Genomic DNA, 26,772 nt, shown 5'->3' on the forward strand with positions numbered 1-26,772 from the left:
TTTTGCCCTACATGGATCACTTTTTGAACAATACAAGGTTTTACATTTCGTTAATAATTTGATTACACTTAGCACTGGTTAGACCACTTACACAAACGAGACGACTAACAACACTTCCCAATGCACTGACAAAAATCAGCCGCAATGGCGTGAATACAGTCTCAAAGGAATGAAATTATGGACATCTTGCTCTCTATACTTAGTTTTCTCACCGTGTTCGGTGTGTGCCTCTACCACCGAATGTCACTTTTTAGCGCATTAGTTGCACTAACGGTAACCATGGTGGTTCTTACCCTGCTGGATTACACCAGGGTGATTGGATGGTTGCTATATTTAGCGGCTATCGCTTTATTAGCCGTTCCCTCTATCCGTCAAAGCGTGATTAGCGAAAAAGCATTAACACTGTTCAAAAAAGTGCTGCCTGCAATGTCACAAACCGAAAAAGAGGCATTAGATGCAGGAACCGTTTGGTGGGAAGCTGAACTGTTTAAAGGCAAACCGAACTGGAACAAACTACACAAAATTGCAGCGCCGACATTAAGTGCACAAGAGCAAGCCTTTATTGATGGACCAGTCAACGAAGTGTGTGCAATGGTTAGCGATTATCAAGTTACGCATGAATTAGCCGACTTACCTCCTGAGGTTTGGCAATATTTAAAAGATCATAAATTCTTCGCCATGATCATTAAAAAACAATACGGCGGCTTGGAATTTTCAGCTTATGCACAATCCATTGTGCTACAAAAGCTAACGGGTGTATCTGGAGTGCTTTCATCCACCGTTGGTGTACCGAACTCTTTAGGCCCGGGCGAACTTTTACAACATTATGGTACTGAAGATCAGAAAAACCATTACCTGCCACGTTTAGCGGAAGGAAAAGAGATTCCCTGCTTTGCATTAACCAGCCCAGAAGCAGGTTCCGATGCAGGTTCAATTCCTGATTTTGGCGTGGTATGTAAAGGGAAATGGGAAGGAAAAGAAGTGTTAGGGATGCGCCTAACGTGGAACAAGCGCTACATCACGCTCGCCCCGGTTGCAACCGTATTAGGCCTAGCATTCAAACTGCGCGATCCTGACGGCTTACTTGGGGATAAAACAGATCTTGGCATCACTTGTGCGCTCATCCCAACCCACTTAAAAGGAGTTGAAATTGGCAATCGCCACATGCCATTGAACGTTCCATTCCAAAATGGTCCGACACGTGCTAACGACTTATTTGTGCCGCTTGATTTCATTATTGGCGGACCAAGCATGGCAGGACAAGGCTGGCGTATGCTTGTAGAGTGTTTATCGGTTGGACGTGGCATTACGTTACCTTCTAACTCGACGGGCGGAATTAAAACTGCGGCGCTAGCAACAGGAGCTTACGCTCGGATTCGTCGTCAATTTAAGCAACCAATTGGCCATATGGAAGGTGTCGAAGAGCCATTAGCACGTTTAGGTGGTAACGCTTATGTGATGGATGCGGCGAGCAATTTAACCGTAGCTGGTATTGATCTGGGCGAAAAACCCTCGGTCATTTCCGCTATAGTCAAATACCACTGTACCCACCGTGGTCAACGCAGCATTATTGATGCAATGGATATCGTGGGCGGGAAAGGCATTTGTATTGGCCCTGCTAACTTTTTAGCTCGCAGCTACCAAGGTGCACCGATTGCCGTAACCGTAGAAGGGGCCAATATTCTGACTCGCTCAATGATCATCTTTGGTCAAGGCGCTATCCGTTGTCACCCTTATGTTTTAGAAGAAATGAACGCCGCTTATTCACAAGACTCTGATGCCGTTGAGAAATTTGACGCCGCTCTTGCAGGTCACGTCAGCTTCACCATGAGTAATCTTGTGCGCAGTATTTGGTTTGGTGTTACCGATGGTTTGGGTTCATCTGCACCGACTAATGATGCAACCAAACGCTACTATCAACAACTAAACCGTTACAGCGCTAACTTAGCACTGCTTTCTGATATTTCGATGGCTGTATTGGGAGGCTCTCTCAAACGTAAAGAGCGTTTGTCAGCACGCCTTGGCGATATTTTGAGCCAACTCTACCTCAGTTCTGCCACACTTAAGCGTTTTGAAAATGATGGTCGTCCCGTGGAGGATCTTCCTTTGGTTCATTGGGGTCTGCAAGACAGTTTGAAGCAGACGGAAGTCGCCATTGATGAATTCTTAGCCAACTTCCCGAATAAAGCGATTGGTAAGGTACTTCGTATATTGTTGATGCCGATTGGTCGAGTACGCAAAGCACCTAGCGATAAATTAGATAGCCAAGTTGCGCAGATCCTACAAACACCGAGTGAAACTCGTTCACGCATCGGTCGCAACCAATATCTCGCCCCAACGGCGCATAATGCGGCGGGTAAGATTGAACAAGCACTGGACATCATTTTACGTGCAGAGCCTTTGTTCGATAAAGTGTGCAGCGTCACCAATCAACGCCGTCCATTTTTGCGTTTAGATGAAGTGGCCGCCATTGGCTTACAACAAAAAATTCTAACCGAACAAGAAGCACAGCTATTAACGGAAGCTGAGGCTCATCGTTTGTATACCATTAATGTCGATGATTTTGCGCCACAGGAACTGGCCGCAAAGCCTCAATATCCGGCAATAAATGATGTTGCGTAAGTCAATCTATTGAATGTCAAAGGGCGCTTTAAGCGCCCTTTTCTATGACTAGAATACAGAATCAAGAGGTTACCAACTCGGCAACATCCCTTGTTATTTCTTCGGCATATTCAACTGTAATTCGGGTTGCAACGCCTTTTTCGCTTTAATCTTACGCATCACAAACCACGCTAGAAGACCTATGAATATTGCAACAATATTACCAATCACGATGAACATAATACTGCGACTCGTTGCCTCTTCTCTCATCTGAATAATCAGTTGCTCCTGTTCAAGCCTACGCTGCTTAATCTCTTCTTCCATCTGCAAACGGCGAGTCTCCTCAATGTTAACATCATCCACCACGCTGTAAGTACGCTCTGAAAGTGGGAAATAAAGTGGGCGCTGGCTAGCGAGCTCTGTCGCATATAACCTTCCAGACCAACGATAGTTACCGTTATCCCCTTTGTATGGAATTTCCAAATTAAGCTTGAGTGACTCTTTTCCGGATAGTCCTTCAGTAGCAAAAATATCATCATAAATATTGGCATGCTCAACATGCGCCGCTATCGATCCGGGTTCAACCATGCCTAACTCACCTGCAAACACAATTTGGTGCGGCGCGCCATCTACTCGGGACTGGATAAAGGTAGTCGACACTGGCGTAGGGTAAACTAACACTTCTTGCTCTTGAGCGCGTAAAAACACGCCGTTACCAGAAGTGATCCTAACACGGTATTTACCCGGCACTGGAGTGATAGGTAACGCAACCGTAAATACACCATCACCAGGACGTTCATCTAAACCACGTCCATCATCAGCAAATTCACCAATAACCTCAGGTAATGGACGCGCCTCTTTGATCAGTTCTTCTTCATTTTCAACGAACTTAGTAAAAGTCACTTTTAAGTTGACTCTATCGAGAAAGTCTCTCAACAATAAAGGCTTACCGTCGGAGGTTAATCGCGCGGTAAATTTTATCACTTCACCAAGGTATAAGCGCGTAGGAAACAGATCAGTATCAAGTTGCAGATGAGAAATAAGCTTGATGCTATTTTGTGAGGAAACCTTGCCTATGGCCTGCCAAGGCCCAGGCATTGGCTTATCAATTGAAATGATATCCATTGTGGGTTCTTGATACCAACGCATATTCTCATCGTACCGCCACGCGTAATATTTCTTACCATCTGGCCGCACAAGCACCACTGGCTGAGATGACTTTTCGCGATACACGACAAAAGTAATTTGTGAAATGGTTGGATCCACTCGAAAACGATTATCGAGTAGCGACATCGAGGATGGATTTGCCGCAAAAACGCCAATACTCCACATCAGCGCAGCAATAGCCACCATTATCCTCAACATATTTTCTCCTACTGACGCCAAAGGCAACTTCCGCTCTTTTCGACTAGATCCAATCTTTCTTGGTGTGCTTGTAATTCATCGGCACAAGCCTGCAAAACCTTTAGCTTTTTCCGACCTGCGACAGCTCGTTTTATTGACTCTCCTCCCACACTGCCATCACTGCGCGTTCCGGCACTGAACTGTAACGAGGTTTGCCCGCCAGTCATCAGCAGATAAACGTCCGCTAATATCTCCGCATCGAGCAATGCACCGTGCAAGGTACGATGTGAGTTATCGATACCATAACGATCACAAAGTATATCCAAATTGTTGCGTTTGCCGGGGAAAATACGCTTTGCCATAGCAAGCGTATCGGTCACTTTGCAATACTGCTCCGTCTTACCGATTTTAGCGTCGAGCTTGCGAAACTCGTAATCCATAAAACCGACGTCGAAGGGAGCGTTGTGTGCCACCAGCTCAGCTCCCTTGATGAAATCTAAAAACTCTTGATGCACATCGCGATATTGCGGTTTGTCCATCAAAAACTCATCGGTAATACCGTGGATCTCGATCGCTTCTAACTGAATCTCACGATCGGGTTTCAGGTAGACATGGAAGTGGCGGCCTGTCAGCTTGCGGTTGATAATTTCAACGGCACCGATTTCAACAATGCGGTGTCCTTCATAGTGAGGGCCGCCTTCACGGTTCATACCCGTGGTTTCCGTATCGAGAACGACGATACGTTGGGATTGGGAATTGCTGCTAGTATTCATAAGGATATGTATGTCAGACTATGCCAATAATGTGCGTAACCTAATAGTATCAAATCATGACAAAACAGGTGGAAATTTTCACTGATGGATCTTGCTTAGGTAATCCTGGCCCGGGTGGTTATGGGGTTGTCCTTCGTTACAAAGAAACCGAAAAAACGTTAGCCAAAGGCTACCGACTCACCACTAACAACCGAATGGAAATGTTAGCGGCAGTGGTTGCACTGCAAACACTGAAAGAGCCATGTAATGTTATTCTCACCACAGACAGCCAATACGTTCGTCAAGGTATTACTCAGTGGATCCACAACTGGAAAAAACGCGGTTGGAAAACATCGGATAAAAAACCAGTGAAGAATGCCGATTTATGGCAAGCACTCGATAAAGAAAGCGCCCGCCATACTATTGACTGGCGCTGGGTGAAAGGCCATGCGGGTCATCGTGAAAATGAAATGTGCGATGAATTAGCACGCAATGCAGCAGAAAATCCAACCGAAGACGATATTGGGTATCAAGCATCCGAATAAGGGTAACAGGCCTTATCTTGGTTCTGAGTTGATAAACGGTAGTTCAGGCTAACTGGCGAAAGACGCCGTTTAAAACGCCAATGAGGTTTAATCGGTTTCAAGGGATAAGTACGTTTGCGCGCTACGATGAAATACAGGCTACCAAATGGAGCGGCCCAGTCGCCAATACCATTTTCCAACCACGCCCACATGGGTTGATATTTTTGCATCGGAAAAAGGGCATATTGGTCACAGTCAATCACTTGATAGTTCAAGACACTCAGCCAGTCCTTAATTCGGTTAGCGGTAAACATACGACCGCTCCAAGGTAAGTTATGTTTTCGCCAAGGCATCAAACTTGCGATCCCCGTAAAACTGATTGGATTAAACCCCGTAATAATGATGTAGCCATCATCCATCATCACGCGATCAACTTCGCGTAAGATACGGTGCGGATCGCCACAATAATCCAGTTGGTGCGCTAAAATAGCCACATCAAAACTCTTTTCGAGAAAAGGCAGTTCGTAGCTATCGGCAATCACCGTATGGAGTGGGTTTTCAATATCAAGATGAACTTGGTGTTGAATATTGCAGTTGCAACTGGCAAGCTCACAACTCAAACCACCGAGCTTAAGCATATGATAGCCAAATAATTTAGAGCACCATTCATCAAGCCGAGTCTGAATAGAATCACTAACCCACTGGCCATTTTTAAGTTGGGACCAAGAATGAGGCTTATCTAATTTTTTTTCGCTACGCGCTGGCTTCATCGATAACCTATTTCACCTCGGTGATTGGAGATACTCATGTTACAGATCAAAAGCATACCCGCATTTAATGATAATTACATCTGGCTGATCCAAAATAGCGATCAGCGTTGTGCTGTGGTCGATCCCGGTGATGCAGCACCAGTGCTTGAGTACCTCTCGAAGCATCAATTAACGCTCGAAGCAATATTAATTACCCACCATCACCATGATCACATTGGTGGTGTTGCAGAACTGGTTCGCCAGTTTCCCAGCATTAACGTTGTTGGTCCCGCTCATGAACCTATTCCTACCTTAACGCACGCGGTTGAAGCTGGCGATCAGCTAGAACTATTCGATGAAATCTTTATGGTTCTTGATCTCGCAGGACACACAAAAGGTCACATTGGCTATGTCGGTGACAATAAACTGTTTTGTGGCGATGTACTGTTCTCCGCAGGGTGTGGCCGTGTTTTTGAGGGCACAATGGAGCAAATGTTTACGTCACTGTGTAAACTTGCCGCATTGCCAGAAGAGACTGAGGTCTATTGCGCGCACGAATATACCGCAAGTAACGTCGCATTTGCTTTAGCCGTTGAGCCCGATAATGACCAACTTCAACAGTATCGAGATACCGTCAACCGGCTCCGAGCCCAGCAGAAATCGACATTACCGACCACGATCCGCCAAGAAAAATGGATCAATCCATTTTTGCGGACCCAGCAAGAGAGTGTGATGAAATCCGTCGCGAATCGTACTCAACAAGCCGATCCTCTATCAATTTTTACCGCGTTACGTGAGTGGAAGAACGAATTTTGACGATTTGCTGCTTGTCATAGCAATAAAGTGCCAAGTATTATCAGCAGCCATTAAGTCAAAGGGCTGAGATAGATGCGATTTCAATTTAGCTGGGTGATGGTGCTCTTGTTAGCGGGGTGCCAAATCACTCAGCCAACAGACCAAACAACAGCGCCAAATGCCAAAGAGGCAAATAGCCCTCAGATTCAGACACAAAAAGAGATGGCTAAACAAAAGTCGTCATCTGCAAAAAACACAACGCCGAAAGTGATCACGCCACAAGAGCAAACGGACGTATGGCAGCGCATCGCAATGCAGTTGTCGATGGATATCCCAGATCATAAATCAGTGAATTATTATCGAACTTGGTATCTTAAACACCCTAATCACCTACAAACTGTTGCCGAGCGAGCAAAGCCATTTCTTTACCTTATCACTGAGAAAATTGAGCAGCGCGGCTTACCACTTGAGTTAGCACTCTTACCCATTGTTGAAAGCTCGTTTGATGCCTTTGCCTACTCACACGGTAGCGCTGCGGGGCTGTGGCAATTTGTGCCGAGTACGGGAGAGATGTATGGCCTAGAGCAAAATTTTTGGTATGACGGAAGACGAGATGTAGACGCCGCCACCGATGCGGCTTTGGATTATCTCACTGCATTAAATAAGCGTTTTGATGGTGATTGGAGCCATGCGATTGCCGCCTATAACAGCGGTGGTGGGCGGATCTCTAGCGCGATTCGTAAAAATCACAAGGCTGGTAAACCAACCGACTTTTTCTCACTCGACTTACCCGATGAAACCACAGGCTACGTCCCTAAATTACTCGCACTGGCCGATATTGTTGCCAATCAAGAAAAATATGGCATTGAAATCCCAGCGATCGCTAACAAACCAGTGTTAACGTTAGTCGACCCTCAGGAACAGCTTGATCTTGCCATTGCCGCCAATTACGCCGGAATGAGCGTGAAAGAGTTGCAAAGTTACAACCCAGCTTACAATCAATGGGCGACCTCGCCGACGGGACCTCATCAACTGCTTATCCCAGTAGATAAAGTGGAACGCTTTGCTCAGAAAGTTGAAGAGAATCGCGGTAAAGGGATGAAGTTAGTACGCTACAAGGTAAAATCCGGCGATAGCTTGAGTGTGATTGCTCAACAGCACAATACCACCAGCAAAGTGATTCAGACGGCCAACAATCTCAATGGCAACGTCATTCGCGTTGGGCAGTATTTAATGATCCCAACATCCGTAAAAGACGAAAAAACATACGCACTCAGTGCCAGTAACCGCTTAGCAAAAACGCAAGCGATGGCCCGTGGTCAGTACAAGCTGTCTCATACGGTAGCCAGAGGTGATAGCTTATGGAGCATTGCCAAACAGCACAATGTTTCCCATCAGTCCTTAGCAAAATGGAACGGTATGGGGCCAAGAGACACGTTGAAGATTGGCCAAACACTGGTCATTTGGAAAAATAGCAGTGAGGGTGCCATCATTCGCACCGTCTTTTATCAAGTGCGTAGCGGCGATACACTCAGCGCCATCGCTAATAAGTTTAAAGTCAAAAGCCTCGACATTGTAAAATGGAACGAGCTTGCAAACCAAAAGTACTTAAAGCCGGGCCAAAAACTCAAGCTCTACGTCGATGTCACTAAGGTCAGTGTATGAATCCTTCCAGTAACCCGTTAATCATGTTGGTGGATATTTTCCGTTCCCCCACGTCTTGTTTTTTAGCCCTTTATCAACGCGGCATGTGGGGTTGGCAACCTTATCTCTTTTTAATCCTGAGTCCCTTTCTATTTTGGGGGGCTTATTTTGACGTAGTTAACCTTGAATGGTTAAAAGCGGGGCTCTCGGCGCAGTTGGCTATGATCAACCCCGCTCAGCTTGAAATGTTAGATGCCAACACCTTGATGGCAAGCGAAATTATCAGTGATGTGGTAGGCCGCACGCTAACGATTTTCATGTTGGCATTATGGTTCAATTTGGCGACCAAGCAGAGCCAACATCAGCACGGTTTCTGGCGTTGGTTTGCCGCAAGTACTGTCATCACTTTCCCAGCCGTGTTGGGCGATCTCGCCAGTTACGCGAGCTTATTACTCAAACATGGCCACGTGATGACTTACGCTGCTGACCTTAACAGTTTAAATGGCCTAATTAAGTTGCCACTGACTAATGATTGGTCTCAATTTGCCAGCTCCTTCCCACTGCTTTTGCCTTGGTACATCGTACTTGGCTACGCGGCGGTGGGTGCATGGACAGAGCTTGAACGCGGCCAAGCTCTGGTGATTTCGGCGCTGCCTTGGATTGGCTATTACCTGATTTGGGCGCTGTACATCGCCATCAGCTAGAAAGTGGTTATAAACTAAAACTCGCCAATAGTGGGTTATGATCAGAAGCGTCCGTTACGGGCGCTTTTGCATTGAGCAGTGTTAAACCACGATAAAAAAGATGATCAAGCACCAAGCCCGTCACAAACTGAACACGATGATCGGGTTCGAACAACACTTCCTTCAAACCCACACGATTTAATGCAGCGGTTAATGTGTCCATTCTTGCTTGACTCCAGCTATTAAAATCGCCACCGACAATCACTGGCCCTTGATGTGTTTTTAATTGAACGAGTAGCGCTTCCAGCTGATTGGTATACTCTTGCGTTCCATAGGTAAAGTTCACTGCATGCAGGTTTACAACCGCCAGAGTCTGACCATCACTTAAACGATACAGGGCGTAAATCGCCGATTTGGGTAAGCGCAACCAAGGCTCTAATTCGGTGTAAGCACACGCTAATACTGGCATCTGCTTGCCAAGATTTAACACTCCGGCTGATTCACCAAAAATACGAAAAGCATCCGCTTGCGTCCCCCCCCACTGCTTTTGGCTGATCCACTCTTTCAATGACAAGGTCATGCTCGCTTCTTGTAGCAACACCAATTGGGCATCTTGGCTGAATTTATCCAGCTCACTTTGCCATGTTGCTCTATTTTGTTTATAGATATTCCAAACCAGCACATTAAGCTGACCACGCACATCAATTGCGCGAGCGTTTGGATTATCGTAACAAATCAGTGGAGATGAAGCGTTTTTCCCATCAATAGTCAACAATTGCGGCGTTGAAGGAATAGTAAAAATAGAGAAAAAACTAACCACAGCCGCGGTAATCAGCAACAGCGGCAAAACAAGCAGATATTTTCTTTTCATAACGTTCAACAAAATTGGTAGGGATGCATTAATAAAGAGACAAAAAAGGAGCCATTGGCTCCCTTCTTCTCGGTGTACGGCTAAATAGCGTCTTCGTCTTCTTCACCGGTACGAATTCGTACCACTCGTTCAATATTGGTAATGAAAATTTTACCATCACCAATTTTTCCCGTTTGCGCCGTCTCAATAATGGTGTCAACGCAGCGATCAGCGACATCGTCAGTCACCACAATTTCAAGCTTCACTTTAGGTAAGAAATCCACCATGTACTCAGCGCCACGGTACAATTCAGTATGCCCTTTCTGACGACCAAATCCTTTTACTTCAGAAACTGTCATACCCGTGATCCCGACTTCAGCTAACGCTTCGCGGACGTCATCAAGTTTAAATGGCTTAATAATGGCTTCGATTTTTTTCATGTTCATCCCTTACACTTTCGTCAATTGGTGGCATTATCTGCTAGCAAAAAAAAACAATCAATAAAAAGCCCAAGCAACGCTTGGGCTGATTGAAACCCGTTCACTGTCATTTACTTAAGACTTGCGAAATAGGCCGCTAAGTTTTCAATATCGGCATCACTGAGCATTGCCGCTTGCGCTTGCATTACGACGGCTAAACCACCATTACGCTCTTTATTCTTGTAGGCTTTAACTGATGAGATAAGGTATTGCTCATTTTGCCCTTTTAGATTTGGATATCCCGGAATAAGGGCAATCCCGTCTGCGCCGTGACACGCCGCGCAGATAGCTGCTTTGGCTTGCCCTGCGGCTGGGTCTCCAGCAAACGCGCTTCCCGCTAACAACGTAAAACCCATAACTATTCCAATCGCGACTTTTTTCATTGCTCCACCTTTATGTCCATATTCATTGTATGTTTTATACGAATTTTGCATGAAAAGCGTTCATTTGTCCCAGATGAGTTCACAATCTTGCCCACTGAAGTCACGATCAACAAATAAATTTGCAATCGCAACCACTTGATTCCGATGCATCAATATTGGCGTTCTTCGTCGTAGCCAACTCGGCACGCCATACTCTTGGAACAATTTTTTTAGCTTTCGACTTCCCACTCGTCCGACGGGGCATGCTGCAAGCCCTTCAGGATTAAACGTAACGCTTAATTGATGGCAATCATCAGGCAAGGCTATTCCCTTGCTACCACCATGAGACGATAACCTCAGATTACCTAGTCCATCAGGCAAGGTTAATGATTGATCGGGCACGATCATCGCCTGCCAATCTGAAATGTCTTGATAAGTTTGGATGCAATATAGCTTTTGGTCAAAGCGGCGGATCTCACTTTGCCCTAGTTTAAGCCGAGGATTCGCACCAATACGCGCAGACGCCACTTGTTGCCAAATCATCGCTAAATGTTCTTGAGTCGGCATTGGCTCCCCCAATTGAGCAAGCCACATTCTTAGCAATTGATAGCGTGCTAATTCGCTGCGATGAGAAAGCGCGGTAATTGATAAACTACCATCAGGCATTTTTGCCTCTTGCATTGCCTCTTGTAGCAGCTCTTCAAGCAACACCTGCTGCTGAGCACACAATGTCGCACTACGAGCAACCGCTTGGTGAATATGCGGCCAGCGCTGCGTAAGAACTGGCGTGATGTGATGGCGGATAAAATTACGATCAAAACGGGTATCTTGGTTGCTTTCGTCCTCGACCCAATCCAAATTCTGGGTTACGGCAAAGCTTTCGATCTGTACGCGAGTCGCCGCAAGCAAAGGACGGACGATTTTCCCCGCGCCAAATGGCATCGCTTGTGCCATCGAAGAGAGTCCTTTGGGTCCACTACCACGCTTTAACGCGAGCAAAAATGTCTCGATCTGATCATCGCTATGCTGTCCAGTTAGTAACAAATCGTCAGTGTTAATGTATTTCGCTAAAACTTGGTAACGCGCCGTACGCGCCAATGACTCCACACTTTCACCGCTAGCGGTATCGAGTTGCACCCGTTCAATAAAAAAAGGGATCGCGGCGTGTTGGGCCCAGCGCTGGCACTGTTTGGCCCACGCATCTGCATGTTGACTTAATCCATGATGAACATAAACAGCGCAGCACTCACAGGAGGTTTCGTCACGATATTGCGCCAATAGTTCAAGCATCACCCGCGAGTCCATGCCACCACTAAAACCCAAGATCAATTGGCTGCTTGCTAAGCGATGACGATTGATAACGTGTGAAAATAGCGAATAAAGTTCAGACATGGGTTTTCAGTGCTAAGAGAAATTGATGCCAGTTTACCTTGAAACGCGCCAAGCAAACCAGCCCTGAAATCGGGCTGATAAAAAAGGGCTGGACAGAATCCAACCCTTTTTATTTATTGTTCGCTCTGCTGTTTAGCAGTAGCCGTAGTTCATCAAACGTTGATAACGACGAGCCAATAATGCTTCTTCATTCAGCGGCTCTAAATCAGCAAGCTGTTTTAGCAGTGTTGCTTTCATGTTGGCGGCCATTTGTATTGGATCGCGATGCGCGCCACCTAATGGTTCTTCGATAATTTCATCAATCAGCTCAAGCTCTTTTAAGCGAGGAGCGACTAAGCCCATCGCTTCAGCCGCTTGCGGCGCTTTATCTGAATCTCGCCACAAGATTGAAGCACACCCTTCTGGCGAAATTACCGCGTAAGTGGAATATTGCAGCATGTTCACGTAGTCACCCACGCCAATCGCCAAAGCACCACCAGAGCCACCTTCACCAACAACATTACAAATTACTGGCACTTTCAAGCCTGACATCACTTTTAGGTTTGTAGCAATCGCTTCAGATTGACCACGTTCTTCAGCGCCAACACCAGGATAGGCACCTGCGGTATCGATGAAAGTAATAATAGGCATACCAAAACGTTCAGCCATTTTCATTAAACGCAGTGCTTTACGATAACCTTCTGGTTTTGGCATTCCGAAGTTACGTCTTACTTTTTCTCTCGTTTCACGTCCTTTTTGGTGACCAATCACCATCACCGGACGTCCTTCTAAACGAGCAATGCCGCCGACAATCGCTTTGTCATCAGCAAAAGCGCGATCACCAGCCAACTCGTCAAACTCAGTGAAGACATGGTTGATGTAATCAAGCGTGTAAGGGCGTTGTGGATGGCGTGCCAATTGAGCTACTTGCCATGCCCCTAAATCACCAAAGATTTTCTTCTTAAGCTCTAAGCTTTTCTTTTCTAGCTGTTCGATCTCTTTGTCGAGATCAACGGACTTATCACCACCATGGCGAGACACGTCGCGTAGCGCCTGAATTTTAGCCTCAAGTTCAGCAATTGGTTTTTCAAATTCTAGAAAATTTAGGCTCATCTACCGATCCTTTTATACTCAGCGTTCAACATATTTGACGCCAAATTTTAGTTAAATTCGAGTTCTACCTGATCTTTGCCAAGTAGCTGTTTCAATTCGTCTAACAATGTATCACTTGGGGTTACACGCCACTGCGTACCAAGAGTGAGTCGCACTCTCGCCTCTGCGCGTTGGTAGTATACATTGACAGGTATAGTCCCTGCTCGGTGAGGCTCTAAGATCTGACTAAAGCGCTCAAAAAACTGGCTGTCTATCTGTGATTGTTCAATCGATATCGACAAGCCACGGGCATATTTTTCACGCGCACTGCCCAAGTCCATGACTTCGCGCGCCGACATTTTAAGGCCACCATTGAAGTCATCAAAGCTGACCTGTCCAGAAATCACTAAAATTCTATCTTTTTCTAACAGCTCTGCATACCGCTCTAACGCATCAGAGAATAACATCACTTCCATACGTCCTGAACGATCATCTAACGTCATGATGCCAATCCGCGTGCCACGCTTGGTGGTCATGACTTTAGCCGCAATCACTAACCCCGCTAAAGTGACGGATTGATCGCGTCGCGTTGGCGTGGCATCTTTTAGTCGACAACTGGTGTACTTCGCAAGTTCCTTAATATGTGCGTTTATTGGATGCCCGGTCAAATAAAGGCCCAATGTATCGCGCTCACCTTCAAGCCAAACTTTCTCAGGCCACTCGGGGACTTGCGTATATTTATGTTCTACTTCTTCTGGCGCATCAGTCAATACACCAAACATATCAACCTGACCAAAGGCTTCAGCTTGGTGGAATTGGCTGGCCGCTTTCACAGCATCATTTAATGAGGCCATCATTGCAGCACGGTGTGGGCCTAAACGATCCAAAGCACCCGCATAAATAAGCTTTTCAATCACACGCTTATTGACTTTTTTCAGATCAATTCTGGCGCAAAAATCAAACAAATCTTTAAAATAGCCGCCTGCTGTGCGCGCTTCTAAAATCGCTTCAATCGGTCCTTCACCCACACCTTTGATCGCGCCAATACCATAGACAATTGCGCCATTTTCATCGACGTTAAAGCGGTACAAGCCGGCGTTAATATCCGGTGGTAACACTTTAAGATTCATACGCAAACATTCATCCACTAAGCCAACCACCTTTTCGGTGTTGTCCATGTCGGCCGTCATTACGGCCGCCATAAATTCGGCTGGGTAGTGGGTTTTTAACCATAAGGTTTGATAAGAAACCAGAGCATAAGCCGCAGAGTGCGATTTATTAAACCCGTAACCGGCGAATTTTTCTACTAAGTCGAAGATTTTCATCGACAATTCGCCATCCACGCCGTTTTTTATCGAACCTTCTTCAAAAATCGCCCGCTGCTTGGCCATCTCTTCTGGCTTTTTCTTACCCATCGCACGGCGCAGCATATCCGCGCCGCCTAATGTGTATCCGGCTAGGACTTGGGCGATCTGCATCACTTGCTCTTGGTACAAGATGATGCCGTAGGTTGGGTCTAGAATTTCTTTTAATGACTCATGTTGCCATTTTTCATCTGGGTAGGAGATCGCCTCTCGGCCATGTTTACGGTCGATAAAGTTATCCACCATCCCAGATTGCAAAGGCCCAGGGCGAAACAGGGCCACTAGTGCAATGATATCTTCGAAGCAGTCTGGCTGGAGACGTTTGATCAGATCTTTCATGCCGCGCGATTCTAACTGGAATACCGCCGTGGTTTCAGAATTTTGCAATACACGAAATGAAACTGGGTCTTCTAACGGGATAGCTTCAATACGAACGGGCTCTTTGCCTTCTCGTTGTAAGCGCGGGTTAATCAGCCCTAGAGCCCAATCGATAATGGTTAAGGTGCGTAAACCTAAGAAGTCAAACTTGACTAAGCCTGCGGTTTCAACATCGTTCTTATCAAATTGAGTGACGGGGAAATGCCCTTCAGCATCCGCATAAATCGGCGAAAAGTCGGTAATGGTGGTTGGGGAGATCACCACCCCGCCCGCATGCTTACCGGCGTTACGCGTGCAACCTTCTAGAATTCGGCACTTATCAATCAGCTCTTTGACGTCTTCGTCATTGTTGTACAGCTCAGGTAACGCGGGTTCAGCCTTAAACGCCTTTTCGAGTGTCATTCCTGGATCTAGTGGAATAAGCTTTGAAATGCGGTCGACAAATCCAAACGGATGACCAAGCACGCGTCCCACGTCACGAATGACCGCTTTGGCAGCCATAGTACCAAAGGTGATGATCTGTGATACCGCATCACGACCATACATTTCAGCAACGTGATCAATAACTTGGTCACGTTTATCCATACAGAAATCGACGTCAAAATCGGGCATTGAGACCCGTTCTGGGTTCAAGAAACGTTCGAAAAGTAAATCATATTGTAGTGGATCTAAATCGGTAATTTTGAGCGCATAAGCCACCAATGAACCCGCACCCGATCCGCGCCCCGGTCCCACCGGAATATCGTTATCTTTTGACCACTGGATGAACTCCATCACAATCAAGAAATAACCGGGGAACCCCATGTTATTAATCACTTCGAGCTCTATTTGCAGCCGTTCATCATATTCAGGGCGACGTTGTGCGCGAACCTCAGGATCGGGGAACAGAAATTCAAGACGCTCTTCAAGGCCTTCTTGTGATTTCATCACCAAGTATTCGGTTTCTTTCATTCCTTCCGTTGGAAAGGCGGGCAAGAAATATTCCCCCAAACGGACGGTAACATTACACCGTTTGGCAATCTCAACACTGTTTTGCAGCGCTTCAGGAATGTCGGCAAACAGCTCACACATTTCCGCTTCGGTGCGCAAATATTGCTGTGGGCTGTAATTTTTTGGCCGACGAGGATCTTCCATGGTGTAGCCATCATGAATCGCTACTCGAATTTCATGCGCTTCAAAAAACTCTTCGCTGAGAAACACCACTTCATTGGTTGCAACGACGGGCAGATCGTTATTTTCAGCCAATTCTAGAGCAAAGTGCAGATAGCTCTCTTCGTCGGCTCGCCCTGTGCGAGTCAATTCAAGGTAAAAACGATCGACAAAATGAGTTTGATAAAACTCGACACATTTATCGACTAACGCCTGATTACCTTTAAGCAGTGCTTTGCCTATTTCACCACTTTTTCCCCCCGAAAGCACAATCAAGCCTTCGGCATATTTCACTAGCCACGCTTTATCAATCACAGGTAGGTGTTGCACATGACCGCGTAGATAAGCATCGGAGATCAGTAAGGTCAGATTTTTGTAACCAACATTATCACTCGCTAGAACCGTCAGCTTGGTGAGCTCATCACCAAACTCCTCGGATTGCATGACAAAATCTGCACCGATAATCGGCTTTACCCCACAGTTATGAGCGGTACCATAAAATTTGACCAAACCACATAAGTTCGTGAAGTCGGTCAACGCTACGGCAGGCATCCCCATCTCGGCCACTTTTTTCACAAGCGGTGGCACTTTGGACAAGCCATCGATCATAGAAAAGTCGCTGTGGACACGAAGGTGGACAAACTTTGGTTCTGGCATGCAATAAAATCCTAGATGCTAGGTTTGGTACAAGATTTGGCGGTTATTCTACGCGAATCTGCTCGTGGCTGACACCCGCAATTAGTCAATTCCAAGCACGCGTTTCACTGGCTTAAAGCTTTTACGGTGCTCTGCGATGACGCCATGCTGTTCGATCGCGGCAAAATGCGCTTTAGTTGGATAGCCCTTATGTTGAGCAAAGCCAAATTGTGGGTACAATTTATCGAGCGCTTCCATCTCTTTATCGCGTACCACTTTGGCAATGATTGAGGCGGCGCTGATTTGCGCCACACGCATATCACCCTTGACGACTGCGATACCATGCATCGGTAATTGTGGGACACGGTTGCCATCAATTAAAGCCAAATCAGGTTGAATCGCTAGACCTGCAATCGCGCGTTGCATCGCCACCATAGTCGCTTGAAGAATATTAAGCTCATCAATTTCAGCTGGTGAACAGCGGCCAACAGACCAAGCGAGCGCCTTTTGTTGAATTTCAGGAAAAAGCGCTAGGCGTTTTTTTTCTGATAACTTTTTCGAGTCGGCTAAACCTTTAATCGGATTATTCGGATCCAAGATTACTGCGGCAGTCACTACGTCGCCCACTAATGGACCTCGGCCAACTTCATCCACTCCTGCAATCAAAACATAGCCCTTAGGGTATTCAAAAGGAGTCAGTGTTTGTTCTGCCATCTTGTCTATTTTCCTCTCGTTATTTTTCAATCGCTCTTTTTAATCGTTAACGGTTAATCAAGCTTAAAACCGCCTTGGCGGCTTGTTGATCGGCGCCTTTGCGGATCCAGTGATGCATTTCAGTAAAACGTTCAATTAAAGAGGAATTATCACGGCTGAGCATGCTATCGACCGCAGGAAACAGATGTTGTGGGTCGCATTCATCAAGAATGAACTCAGGAACCAGTTCTTCTCCGGCTAAAATATTGGGCAGTGAAACAAATTCGGTTATCGCAAGCTTCTGAACCAACCATCCGGTGAGCCAGTTCACTTTGTATCCCACCACCATCGGCCGTTTGAGCAACATGCATTCCAGTGCGACTGTGCCAGAGGCAAGCAGCACAGCATCTGCAGCCGTGATGACATTGCGCGCGGTGTCTTCAATAATAACAAAATCAAGCTCTGGGGCGATCTCCTGCCAAATGGTTTCAAACTGCTGTTTACGTTTAGGATTGACGGCGGCTACCACAAAACCAATATCAGGGTATTTCTGTTTGATTTGTCGACATGTTTCAATAAATGGCTTGGCAATTAAACCGACTTCTCCCCCTCGGCTACCGGGTAGCACAGCCAGCCACTGTTTATCTGTCTCTAATTTCAACAGTTCACGAGCGGCAATTTTATCGGGTTGCAGTGGAATGGCATCGGCCAGTGTATGGCCGACAAATTCGCACGCAACCTGATACTTGTCGTAAAACGCTTTTTCAAACGGAAGAAATGCCAACACTAGATCGGTCGCCGCATCGATTTTAAAAATACGTTTGGGACGCCATGCCCATACAGATGGGCTCACATAGTGGACGGTTTTGATGCCCGCTTTTTTGAGATCAAGCTCTAGTCGTAAATTAAAATCTGGTGCATCAATACCAACAAACACATCCGGCGGATTGGCTTTAAAATACTTCACCAACTGCGCTTTAACTTTCAGTAAACGCGGTAAGCGGCCAAGCACCTCAACCAGACCCATCACGGCTAGCTCTTCCATATCAAATAAAGATTCACAACCTTGAGCAATCATCTTAGGGCCACCAATACCGACAAATTGTGCATTGGGGTATTGCTGCTTGATGGCTTGAATGAAGCCTTCTCCTAATGTATCGCCAGAAAGCTCTCCGGCAACAATACCGATTCTTAGGGGATTTTCATGTGAGTGCATATCATTTCCTAACAGAATCCGCTCAGCCGTTATGCGGCGTCAAAAAGACAAAAGATCGCTAAAAAAGTAGCGATCTTCGGATATTAATAGAAACTCAGTGGTGAACTAACGAATAATGCCACGCTCAGTTTTTTCTAGTAAATCAGTAAAACGCTGAATCGATGGGTACTCTTTCGCCATCTCAACCAATATAGGTAAGACTTCTGCTTGCGTTTTACCTGATCGGTAAATTTCTTTATACGCTTTTTGTAGCGCGCGAATTTCGGCTTTTTCAAAACCATTTCGCTTCAAACCAACAAGGTTAAGGCCAAATGGTGAAGCATGGTTACCTTGTGCTAACACGTAAGCAGGGACATCTTGCACCACAGCAGAACAACCACCGATATAGGCATAAGCACCAACGCTACAGAAAGGATGAATCGCCGACAACGCCATAACACCAGCATAGTCACCGACCGTCACATGGCCGCCAAGAATTGCGTTGTTACCAATATGCGTATGATTACCAACAATCACATCGTGCGCAATATGGGCATTCACACACAATAGGTTGTCGTTGCCAACAACTGTTTGTGTTTTATCTTGCATAGTACCACGGTGAATTTGCACCGCTTCACGAATAACATTGCGATCACCAATGACAACTCGCGTATCTTCACCACCATACTTCTTATCTTGGTTCTCTTCGCCAATGACGGCGTGAGGGAAAATACGGTTCTCTTCACCAATGACGGTGTTTCCTTTGATGACCACATGCGACATCACTTCCGTACCTTGGCCAATGCTTACCCCAGAGGTGATGTAAGTAAATGGACCAACCGTGACGTTAGCTCCGATGATAGCGCCATCTTCAACCACCGCACTTGGGTGGATTTGTGCAGTTTCATGAATCATATTAAAACTCTCTACGAGCACATTTCATTTCAGCTGAACACACAACTTCACCATCAACTTTCGCTACGCCATTAAACAACGCAATACCACGACGCTCTTTAATGAACTGAACTTCGATGATCAGTTGGTCGCCAGGGCCTACAGGTTTACGAAACTTCGCATTATCAATACTAGCAAAGTAATACAATTCGTTATCTTTCGGTGCCCCAAAGGTTTTGAATGCTAGTAGGCCCGTTGCTTGTGCCATTGCTTCTAAAATCAGCACACCTGGAAAAATAGGTAACTGCGGAAAATGACCAGTGAACTGAGGTTCATTAACTGACACATTTTTCAAGCCAACAAGGTATTTGCCTTCTTCAAAGTCAATTACACGGTCAATCAACAGAAATGGGTAACGGTGAGGAAGCAGCCTCTGAATTTCAGTGATGTGCATCGTTTTCGTTTCAGTCGTCAAAGTCATATTCCTATACAGTAAAACTTTCAAAAATTATTTGGCATTATAGACGAAAAAGACTCGCAATTGGCGAGCCTAATCGGGAAAAAGTAGAATTAGGATTCCGCTTCCTGCTCTAAGTACTTTTCAAGTGCTTTAAGTCGCTTGTGCATATCTTCGATACGGTGAACGCGAGCGGCAGTTTTACGCCATTCTTTGTTCGGTTGCAACGGAATACCAGAAGAGAACATGCCTTTCTCGGTGATGCTACGCATCACCATCCCCATGCCAGTAATAGTGACCCCATCGACAATCTCGATATGGCCATTGATCACCGCACCGCCACCAATAATGCAATATTTACCTATGTGGGTGCTGCCAGCAATGATGGTACCGCCAGCAATTGCAGTGCCATAGCCAATACAGACGTTATGTGCAATCTGTAATTGGTTATCGAGAATGACGTTATCTTCAATAATCGTGTCATCTAATGCGCCACGATCAATTGTCGTGCAGGCACCGATTTCAACTCGATTACCGATCCGGACTGTGCCAATTTGCGGAATTTTAATCCACTCACCTTTCTCATTGGCATAGCCAAAACCATCAGAACCAATCACGGCACCTGACTGAATAAGGCACGCCGAGCCAATTTCCACTTCGTGGTAAACGCTGACATTTGCCCACAACTGGGTGTTAGCGCCAATTTTGGCGTTTTTACCGATGAAACAGCCAGCACCAATGGAGACGTTATCGCCCAGTTGTACGCCCGTCTCAATGACCGCGTTTGCACCAATAGAAACGTTCTGCCCTAGCTGGGCATCCGGTGCCACAACCGCAGAAGAGCTGATATCACTCGCAGGTCGCGGTGTAGTGTCCAGCGCTTGCGCCACCTTTGCAAAAGCAACGTATGGATCAGCGACGACCAATACATTGGTTGTACACAATTCACGTTCACTAGCCTTGACCATAATCACCGTTGCGCGGCATTGACCAAGGTGTTTGGTATATTTGGGATTAGAGAGGAAAGTTACGTAACCTTCCTGCGCCTTATCCATAGGTGCAACAGCGGAAACTGTCGCAGAGCCATCACCAAATAGCTCTCCCTCGGTGATGGTTGCCAATTCGGCTAAAGTCAGTTTTGCCATAATAATATTATTTTAGTTGTTTAATTACTTTCTCTGATAGGTTGTAGTCCGGCTTACCATATTGCATAGCTTGCACGTCAACAACGATGTCATAACCTTCTTTTTCCGCAACTTTCTTCACTGCGTCTTGAATCACCATGAAGAGTTTTTGCTTCTCTTCACTCTCACGACGCGCTGAAGCTTGCTCTAACGCTTGCGCTTTGATTTTGTACTTACTGTCTAATTGACCAATTTCAATACGCAGCTTCTCGATCTCATCTTGACCTAGCAGTTCGCCATCACGTTTAAGTTTTTCAATTTTGGTTTTTGCTTCAGCTTGAATTGACTGTAGCTCTGCCCCTTTATCTTTAAACTCTTCTTGTAATTTTTGCAGCACAACTTCTCGTTGAGGTAATGCTTGGAATACTTGCGCGGTATTAATGTAACCTACTTTCTGCGCCGCCTCAGCGGCTTGCGCAAAAAATGATGAACTCAGTACAACTAGGCCCAATCCTGCCGCTTGAATCGCTTTTTTCAAAATACTTTCCTCTAATTAGAATGTTCTGCCGATCGTGAAAGTGAAGAACTCTTCATTATCACCTTCATAAATTTTAATAGGTTTGGCAATTGAAAATACCAATGGCCCCATAGGTGACATCCACTGCAGTGCCGCACCATAAGAAGCACGATAATTCATTGGATCTGAATAATCGTAATAGTACTGATCACCATATCCGAGTTTGACATCTTGGTAATCAAACTCTGTATCCCAGACACTCGCCATGTCCACAAAGATACTGGTACGAATTTGGCTGCGCGCTTCATCGGAAGCAAATGGCGTCGGGACAATTAACTCAACACTGGCTAGCGCAACCGCGTTACCACCAACTGAGTCATCTGTTGCGCTATAGCAACGGTTGTTGCCACCATTATTACCATTACAACCCGTCGCATCGTTATAAATCGCTTTCGGTCCTGCCGAGTTAGAGCCAAAACCACGTAACGTGGTAAAGCCACCAGAATAATAGTTTTCATAAAATGGGAACAAGTTATCGTTACCATCCGTTTTTCCATAACCGTTACCGTATCCTAAGCGTCCTCTTAGCAAGAGTGAAAACTCATGTTTTTTAGTTAATGGGAAATACTGGCGGACATCGTACTGCGCTTTGAAATACTTTACGTCTGAACCTGGCACTGTCATCTTGTAAAAAGCACGTTGATGATTCCCCGCGGTTGGGAATACACCACGGTTTAAATTATTGCGCGTCCATGAAATATTGATGTCAAAGTCATTGGTGATCAAACTGCCATCATCGCTACGGTTACTCGCTTGAGACTGTAAGAATTGACTAACTTGCACATACTCATCGATATTACCGATCTTGTTGTGCGTATAACCGATACCGAGGTCAAAACGGTTTAATTCGTCAAATGGGAAACCCCACGTTAAACTTGTGCCGTAACTTTCATTGGTATAATCAACAATACCAGCTTCAGAAGCCTCAAACTGTTTATAGAAAATCTTACCACCCAAACTGACACCATCAAGGTTCCAATAGGGATCACGGTAATCTAAACTGATGTTCTTTTGATAGTCGTTCATCATGGCATTGATGCCAACTCGATTACCTGAACCAATGAAGTTGTCTTGTTGTAAACCAACCTGAAAACTCACGCCTGATTCTGTACCATAACCGACACCAAAGTTAACACTACCTGAGTTGGCCTCTTTCACGTTGTACACCAGATCGACTTGGTCTTCACTACCAGGTACACGTACGGTTTGCACATCCACTGTTTCAAAGAAGCCAAGACGGTTCAAACGGCTCTTACCCGTATCAATCGCTTTAGAGCTCAGCCAACTGCCTTCCATTTGACGCATTTCGCGGCGCAAAACTTCATCTTTGGTTGAGTTATTACCGACAAAGCGAATATCACGGACATAGATACGCTTACCCGCTTCCACATGAACAACCAAGGAAACTTCTTGCGTTTCATCATTAAATTCTGGGATGGTTCGAACTTGAGGATAAGCATAGCCAGCTTCACCCAATACTCGTTTTACATCTTCTTCAAGCTTGGTCACCAGTGAGCCGTTATAGGTTTCCTCGGCTTCAAACGGGATCAAAGCGGTAAATTCAGCCTCTTTGCCAATCAGCTCTCCGCGGAATTTAACGTCTTTGATTTTATAAGGCTGACCTTCGCTAATGCCTAAAGTGATATAAACGCCTTTTTTATCAGGAGAAATAGCAACTTGTGTGGAATCGACTTGAAACTTTAAGTAGCCACGGTCGAGGTAGAAAGAGCGCAAAGCTTCAATATCAGCGGCTAAGACCTGCTTTTGGTATTTATCATCAGAGAGGAAATTCCACCACGCCACATCGACATTCAAATTGAAGCGTGACAGTAAATCTTGGTCACTAAACACTTCATTGCCAATAAAGTTGATTTGCTGGATTTTCGCAGAAACCCCTTCACTGAACACAAATTTAAGGTCAGCACGGTTGCGAGGTAAAGGTGTCACCACCGCTTTTACGGTCGCGTTGTACTTACCCACGCTGTAGTAAAAATCTTCCAACCCCTTTTCAATGTTGCTCAAGGTCGTACGATCAAGCGCCTCACCGATGCGGATATTGGATGCATCAAGATTCTGCTGCAACTGCTCTTCTTTGATCGCTTTATTTCCAGAGAAGGAAACACTTGCAATGGTTGGACGTTCTTTAACCTGAACGATCAGAACGTTGTTGTCTCGTAATACTTTGATGTCTTCAAAGTTGCCCGAAGTGTAAAGTGCTTTGATAATATCCGCGACATCTTGTGCATCAACGGTATCGCCAATTCGAACGGGCATTTTAAGCAATGCGGCGCCGAGCGCAACGCGTTGAAGCCCTTCAATTTGAATATCCTGCACTACGAAATTCTCGGCACTATGTGCTGAGAGGCTGGTTGCCAATAGTGTCGCGAAAAGGATCTGTTTCATTGCCATATTTATTCTTGTTATTCCTTGCTACAACTTCTGCCTAATGGTTACAAATCACAGGCGACTAAAATCATTAAATATTGCCACAGCCATCAAAGAAAAGATGATCGCCCCACCAATTCGGTATCCCATTTCTTGAATCTTCTCTGGGACAGGACGACGAATAACGGCTTCAATTGCAAAAAACAGTAAGTGTCCGCCATCTAACATTGGCAGTGGTACTAGATTGATAATGCCTAAGTTGACACTAATCAGAGCCAGAAAACCCAAGAAATAGACCAAACCATAGTCAGCGGTAGTTCCTGCTCCTTTGGCAATCGAAATCGGCCCACTCAGATTATTCAACCCCACATCACCGACCACCAGTTTTTTCAACATGCTGACGGTTAAGTTGATCACTTGCTGTGTTTTTTCAACCGCTTTTCCGACTGATTCAAATACACCATATTGCAGCTCAAATCGATAACTTTCCGGCCATTCTGCGACTTTAGGAGCGATTCCCGCAAAACCTATCGTTTTGCCTTGCGGTAACTCACGAACGTCAGGCGTAAGCTCGATAGTCAAGCGTTGTTCATCACGCACAACAACCAATGAAACTGGCTGATTGGGATGGCTTTGTATCAACTCCACAACTTGCTGCCAGTGGTTTATCTTCGCACCGTTGGCTTCGATCAAGGTGTCGCCAACTTCTAACCCGGCCTTCTCTCCGGCGCTGCCTTGAGAAACATTGGTTAGCGTCAGCGATATTTCAGGGACAAATGGTTTAAAACCCAACGCTCCCATAGCAGACTCTGTTTCTGGGTTAAAGTTCCAAGAGCGGATATCTAATGTTTTGATTTCATCCACACCAATTTCATTATTGGTTCCGACGGTGAGCGTTAATTGTTCATCACCAATATGGCTAATCAGCCCCATATTGACCGATTCCCAATCTAAGGTATTCACTCCTGAGACTGCTTTGATCTGCATTCCTGACTCTAAACCCGCTTGAGCGGCGATCGATTGCGGGGCAATTTCGCCAATCACAGGCTTTACCGCTGGGACGCCAATTAAGAACACGAGCCAATAGGCAAAAATGGCGAAGAAAAAGTTAAAAGCAGGCCCAGCACTCACGACAGCGACACGTTTCCACAATGGTTTTTGGTCAAAAGCTAAGGGTTTTAATTCAGCTGGAACATCATCAACACGGCTATCGAGCATTTTAACGTAGCCGCCGAGAGGAATCATTGAGAGGTTGTACTCGGTGCCATCTTTGGCTACTCGGCTCCAAAGTGATTTACCAAAGCCAATGGAAAATTTTTCGACTTTAATTCCGCAGCGACGTGCTACCCAAAAATGACCAAATTCATGCACAGCAACCAATATACCTAACGCAATGATGAAAGAGACGAAATTCCACAAAATACCACTCATAATAAATGCTCTTGTATGATTTGCTGGGCAATAGTGCGCGCCATTCTATCGAGCTCTAACAAGCTTTCCAAGTCATAGCAATGTAACTGAGTATGTGCTGCACACACTTTTGACAATACACGTTCATTAACTTGTGCGATATCGGTAAAACGAATTTGCTTATTTAAAAAAGCTTCAACGGCTATTTCGTTGGCTGCATTTAAAGAGGTGGTGGCATGTTGCCCTTGATAGCAAGCATCAATCGCCAATCCCAAACAAGGATAACGCTCGTAGTCCACATCCATAAAACTCAAATTACTTAATTTGGTAAAATCCAGTGCCGGAACACCCGCAGTAATGCGTTCTGGATAAGAGAGAGTTAAAGCAATTGGCGTGGACATATCGGGTTCCCCCATTTGCGCAAGCACCGAACCATCGCGGTACTGCACCATAGAGTGGATCACCGATTGTGGGTGGATTAACACTTTTAATTGCTGTTTCGATGCATTAAACAACCACTTAGCTTCAATATATTCCAAACCTTTGTTCATCATGGTAGCGGAATCAACCGAAATTTTCGGCCCCATCGACCAGTTAGGATGAGCAATCGCTTGCTGTGGTGAAACATCAGCTAACGAGGATAAATCACTATAGCGAAAAGGGCCGCCAGAACCCGTGAGCAGAATATGTTGCACACCATGTTCTTGTAAATCACAGCGACCCAAAGAGCCTTGTATTTCAGGGGGTAAGCATTGAAAAATCGCGTTATGTTCGCTATCGACAGGGAGCAATTCAGCACCGTATTTTTCGACCGCATCAATAAACAATTGGCCAGACATCACCAAGGCTTCTTTGTTTGCCAGCAAAACACGCTTGCCCGCCTTTACCGCGGCCATGGTTGGTAACAAACCTGCTGCACCAACAATCGCCGCCATCACCGTATCCACCTCATCTAATGCGGCGACGTGGCACATGGCGTCTTCACCAAATAATACGGTTGTTTTTAAGTTCAATGACTGCAATTGAGCTAAAAGCTCATCCGCCGCCTTTTGGTTTGCCATTACCGCATAAACTGGCTGCCAACGCTGGCATAGCTCACGCATTTTATTGACATTATTTCCCGCGGCTAAAGCCACAACGGAAAAGTGTTCGGGATTTTGAGCCACGACTTTTAATGTGCTTGCCCCAATTGAACCTGTGGCCCCGAGAATCGTTAACTTACGCATAGCAACAACCGTGAATTAAGATTGGGGTAAGACAGCTT

The 26,772-nt window shown here is 45.6% G+C and carries 23 protein-coding genes; 5 read left to right on the plus strand and 18 right to left on the minus strand.

Annotated features, from left to right (window positions below):
* The first annotated feature begins 177 nt into the window (after positions 1-177).
* Positions 178-2,622 carry an acyl-CoA dehydrogenase FadE gene (gene fadE, locus PL85_RS04905; RefSeq protein WP_115339227.1) on the plus strand — a complete coding sequence of 815 codons (2,445 nt, stop codon included), beginning with the start codon at positions 178-180 and terminating at the stop codon, positions 2,620-2,622.
* Positions 2,623-2,715: 93 nt separating this feature from the next.
* Here the strand turns inward: fadE and PL85_RS04910 are convergent, their stop codons facing one another.
* Complete coding sequence (locus tag PL85_RS04910) at positions 2,716-3,966, minus strand: TIGR03503 family protein (protein WP_174223801.1); 1,251 nt, start codon at positions 3,964-3,966, stop codon at positions 2,716-2,718.
* A gap of 8 nt (positions 3,967-3,974) precedes the next feature.
* Complete coding sequence (gene dnaQ, locus PL85_RS04915; protein WP_013856229.1) at positions 3,975-4,718, minus strand: DNA polymerase III subunit epsilon; 744 nt, start codon at positions 4,716-4,718, stop codon at positions 3,975-3,977.
* Between the two features lie 56 nt (positions 4,719-4,774).
* Between dnaQ and rnhA the strand changes: the two genes are divergently transcribed.
* The gene (gene rnhA / locus PL85_RS04920) at positions 4,775-5,242 is read left to right on the plus strand and encodes a ribonuclease HI (protein ID WP_013856228.1); all 468 of its coding nucleotides are present in this window, start codon (positions 4,775-4,777) and stop codon (positions 5,240-5,242) included.
* On the opposite strand, the gene PL85_RS04925 is transcribed toward rnhA, so the two are convergent.
* Positions 5,227-5,991, minus strand: coding sequence for a methyltransferase domain-containing protein (locus PL85_RS04925; protein ID WP_094123764.1), 765 nt, complete (start codon positions 5,989-5,991; stop codon positions 5,227-5,229). The two genes, rnhA and PL85_RS04925, sit on opposite strands and share 16 nt — an antisense overlap.
* A 36-nt stretch (positions 5,992-6,027) precedes the next feature.
* Between PL85_RS04925 and gloB the strand changes: the two genes are divergently transcribed.
* The 3 genes from gloB (at position 6,028) to PL85_RS04940 (ending at position 9,113) form a co-directional block, all read left to right on the plus strand.
* A complete protein-coding gene (gene gloB, locus PL85_RS04930; protein ID WP_115339228.1) occupies positions 6,028-6,786 on the plus strand; it encodes a hydroxyacylglutathione hydrolase in 759 nt (252 codons plus the stop codon).
* Between the two features lie 72 nt (positions 6,787-6,858).
* Complete coding sequence (locus tag PL85_RS04935; protein WP_115339229.1) at positions 6,859-8,430, plus strand: lytic transglycosylase; 1,572 nt, start codon at positions 6,859-6,861, stop codon at positions 8,428-8,430.
* On the plus strand, positions 8,427-9,113 hold the full coding sequence (locus PL85_RS04940; protein ID WP_115339230.1) for a YIP1 family protein: 687 nt from the start codon (positions 8,427-8,429) through the stop codon (positions 9,111-9,113). Before PL85_RS04935 ends, PL85_RS04940 begins: the two co-directional genes overlap by 4 nt.
* A 7-nt stretch (positions 9,114-9,120) precedes the next feature.
* Here the strand turns inward: PL85_RS04940 and PL85_RS04945 are convergent, their stop codons facing one another.
* The 15 genes from PL85_RS04945 to ispC all read right to left on the minus strand — a co-directional run bounded on the left by PL85_RS04945 (position 9,121) and on the right by ispC (position 26,734).
* Positions 9,121-9,963: an endonuclease/exonuclease/phosphatase family protein gene (locus PL85_RS04945; RefSeq protein ID WP_029189875.1), complete on the minus strand. Its 843-nt coding sequence runs from the start codon at positions 9,961-9,963 to the stop codon at positions 9,121-9,123.
* Positions 9,964-10,043: 80 nt separating this feature from the next.
* A complete protein-coding gene (gene glnB / locus PL85_RS04950; RefSeq protein WP_010320105.1) occupies positions 10,044-10,382 on the minus strand; it encodes a nitrogen regulatory protein P-II in 339 nt (112 codons plus the stop codon).
* A 110-nt stretch (positions 10,383-10,492) separates the two neighbouring features.
* On the minus strand, positions 10,493-10,804 hold the full coding sequence (locus PL85_RS04955) for a c-type cytochrome (RefSeq protein WP_026027913.1): 312 nt from the start codon (positions 10,802-10,804) through the stop codon (positions 10,493-10,495).
* A gap of 60 nt (positions 10,805-10,864) precedes the next feature.
* The gene (gene tilS / locus PL85_RS04960; protein WP_115339231.1) at positions 10,865-12,175 is read right to left on the minus strand and encodes a tRNA lysidine(34) synthetase TilS; all 1,311 of its coding nucleotides are present in this window, start codon (positions 12,173-12,175) and stop codon (positions 10,865-10,867) included.
* A gap of 132 nt (positions 12,176-12,307) precedes the next feature.
* Entirely contained in the window at positions 12,308-13,267 is a 960-nt protein-coding gene (gene accA, locus PL85_RS04965) for an acetyl-CoA carboxylase carboxyl transferase subunit alpha (protein WP_013856219.1), read from the minus strand.
* Positions 13,268-13,314: 47 nt separating this feature from the next.
* On the minus strand, positions 13,315-16,794 hold the full coding sequence (gene dnaE / locus PL85_RS04970) for a DNA polymerase III subunit alpha (protein ID WP_017046604.1): 3,480 nt from the start codon (positions 16,792-16,794) through the stop codon (positions 13,315-13,317).
* 81 nt (positions 16,795-16,875) lie between these two features.
* Positions 16,876-17,487, minus strand: coding sequence for a ribonuclease HII (gene rnhB / locus PL85_RS04975; protein ID WP_026028529.1), 612 nt, complete (start codon positions 17,485-17,487; stop codon positions 16,876-16,878).
* 46 nt (positions 17,488-17,533) lie between these two features.
* Positions 17,534-18,682 carry a lipid-A-disaccharide synthase gene (gene lpxB / locus PL85_RS04980; RefSeq protein ID WP_013856216.1) on the minus strand — a complete coding sequence of 383 codons (1,149 nt, stop codon included), beginning with the start codon at positions 18,680-18,682 and terminating at the stop codon, positions 17,534-17,536.
* Positions 18,683-18,787: 105 nt separating this feature from the next.
* The gene (gene lpxA / locus PL85_RS04985) at positions 18,788-19,576 is read right to left on the minus strand and encodes an acyl-ACP--UDP-N-acetylglucosamine O-acyltransferase (protein ID WP_010320113.1); all 789 of its coding nucleotides are present in this window, start codon (positions 19,574-19,576) and stop codon (positions 18,788-18,790) included.
* Position 19,577: 1 nt separating this feature from the next.
* Entirely contained in the window at positions 19,578-20,009 is a 432-nt protein-coding gene (fabZ, locus tag PL85_RS04990) for a 3-hydroxyacyl-ACP dehydratase FabZ (protein ID WP_026027636.1), read from the minus strand.
* A 116-nt stretch (positions 20,010-20,125) separates the two neighbouring features.
* Complete coding sequence (gene lpxD, locus PL85_RS04995; protein WP_115339232.1) at positions 20,126-21,157, minus strand: UDP-3-O-(3-hydroxymyristoyl)glucosamine N-acyltransferase; 1,032 nt, start codon at positions 21,155-21,157, stop codon at positions 20,126-20,128.
* A 7-nt stretch (positions 21,158-21,164) separates the two neighbouring features.
* Entirely contained in the window at positions 21,165-21,674 is a 510-nt protein-coding gene (locus PL85_RS05000; RefSeq protein WP_013856212.1) for an OmpH family outer membrane protein, read from the minus strand.
* Between the two features lie 15 nt (positions 21,675-21,689).
* A complete protein-coding gene (gene bamA, locus PL85_RS05005; protein ID WP_115339233.1) occupies positions 21,690-24,122 on the minus strand; it encodes an outer membrane protein assembly factor BamA in 2,433 nt (810 codons plus the stop codon).
* A 48-nt stretch (positions 24,123-24,170) separates the two neighbouring features.
* Positions 24,171-25,529, minus strand: coding sequence for a sigma E protease regulator RseP (gene rseP / locus PL85_RS05010; protein WP_115339234.1), 1,359 nt, complete (start codon positions 25,527-25,529; stop codon positions 24,171-24,173).
* Positions 25,526-26,734, minus strand: a complete 1,209-nt coding sequence (gene ispC, locus PL85_RS05015; RefSeq protein ID WP_115339235.1) for a 1-deoxy-D-xylulose-5-phosphate reductoisomerase — start codon at positions 26,732-26,734, stop codon at positions 25,526-25,528. Before ispC ends, rseP begins: the two co-directional genes overlap by 4 nt.
* Positions 26,735-26,772 lie beyond the last annotated feature (38 nt).

The sequence above is a fragment of the Vibrio anguillarum genome, assembly GCF_001989995.2.
Classification (GTDB): Bacteria; Pseudomonadota; Gammaproteobacteria; order Enterobacterales; family Vibrionaceae; genus Vibrio; species Vibrio anguillarum.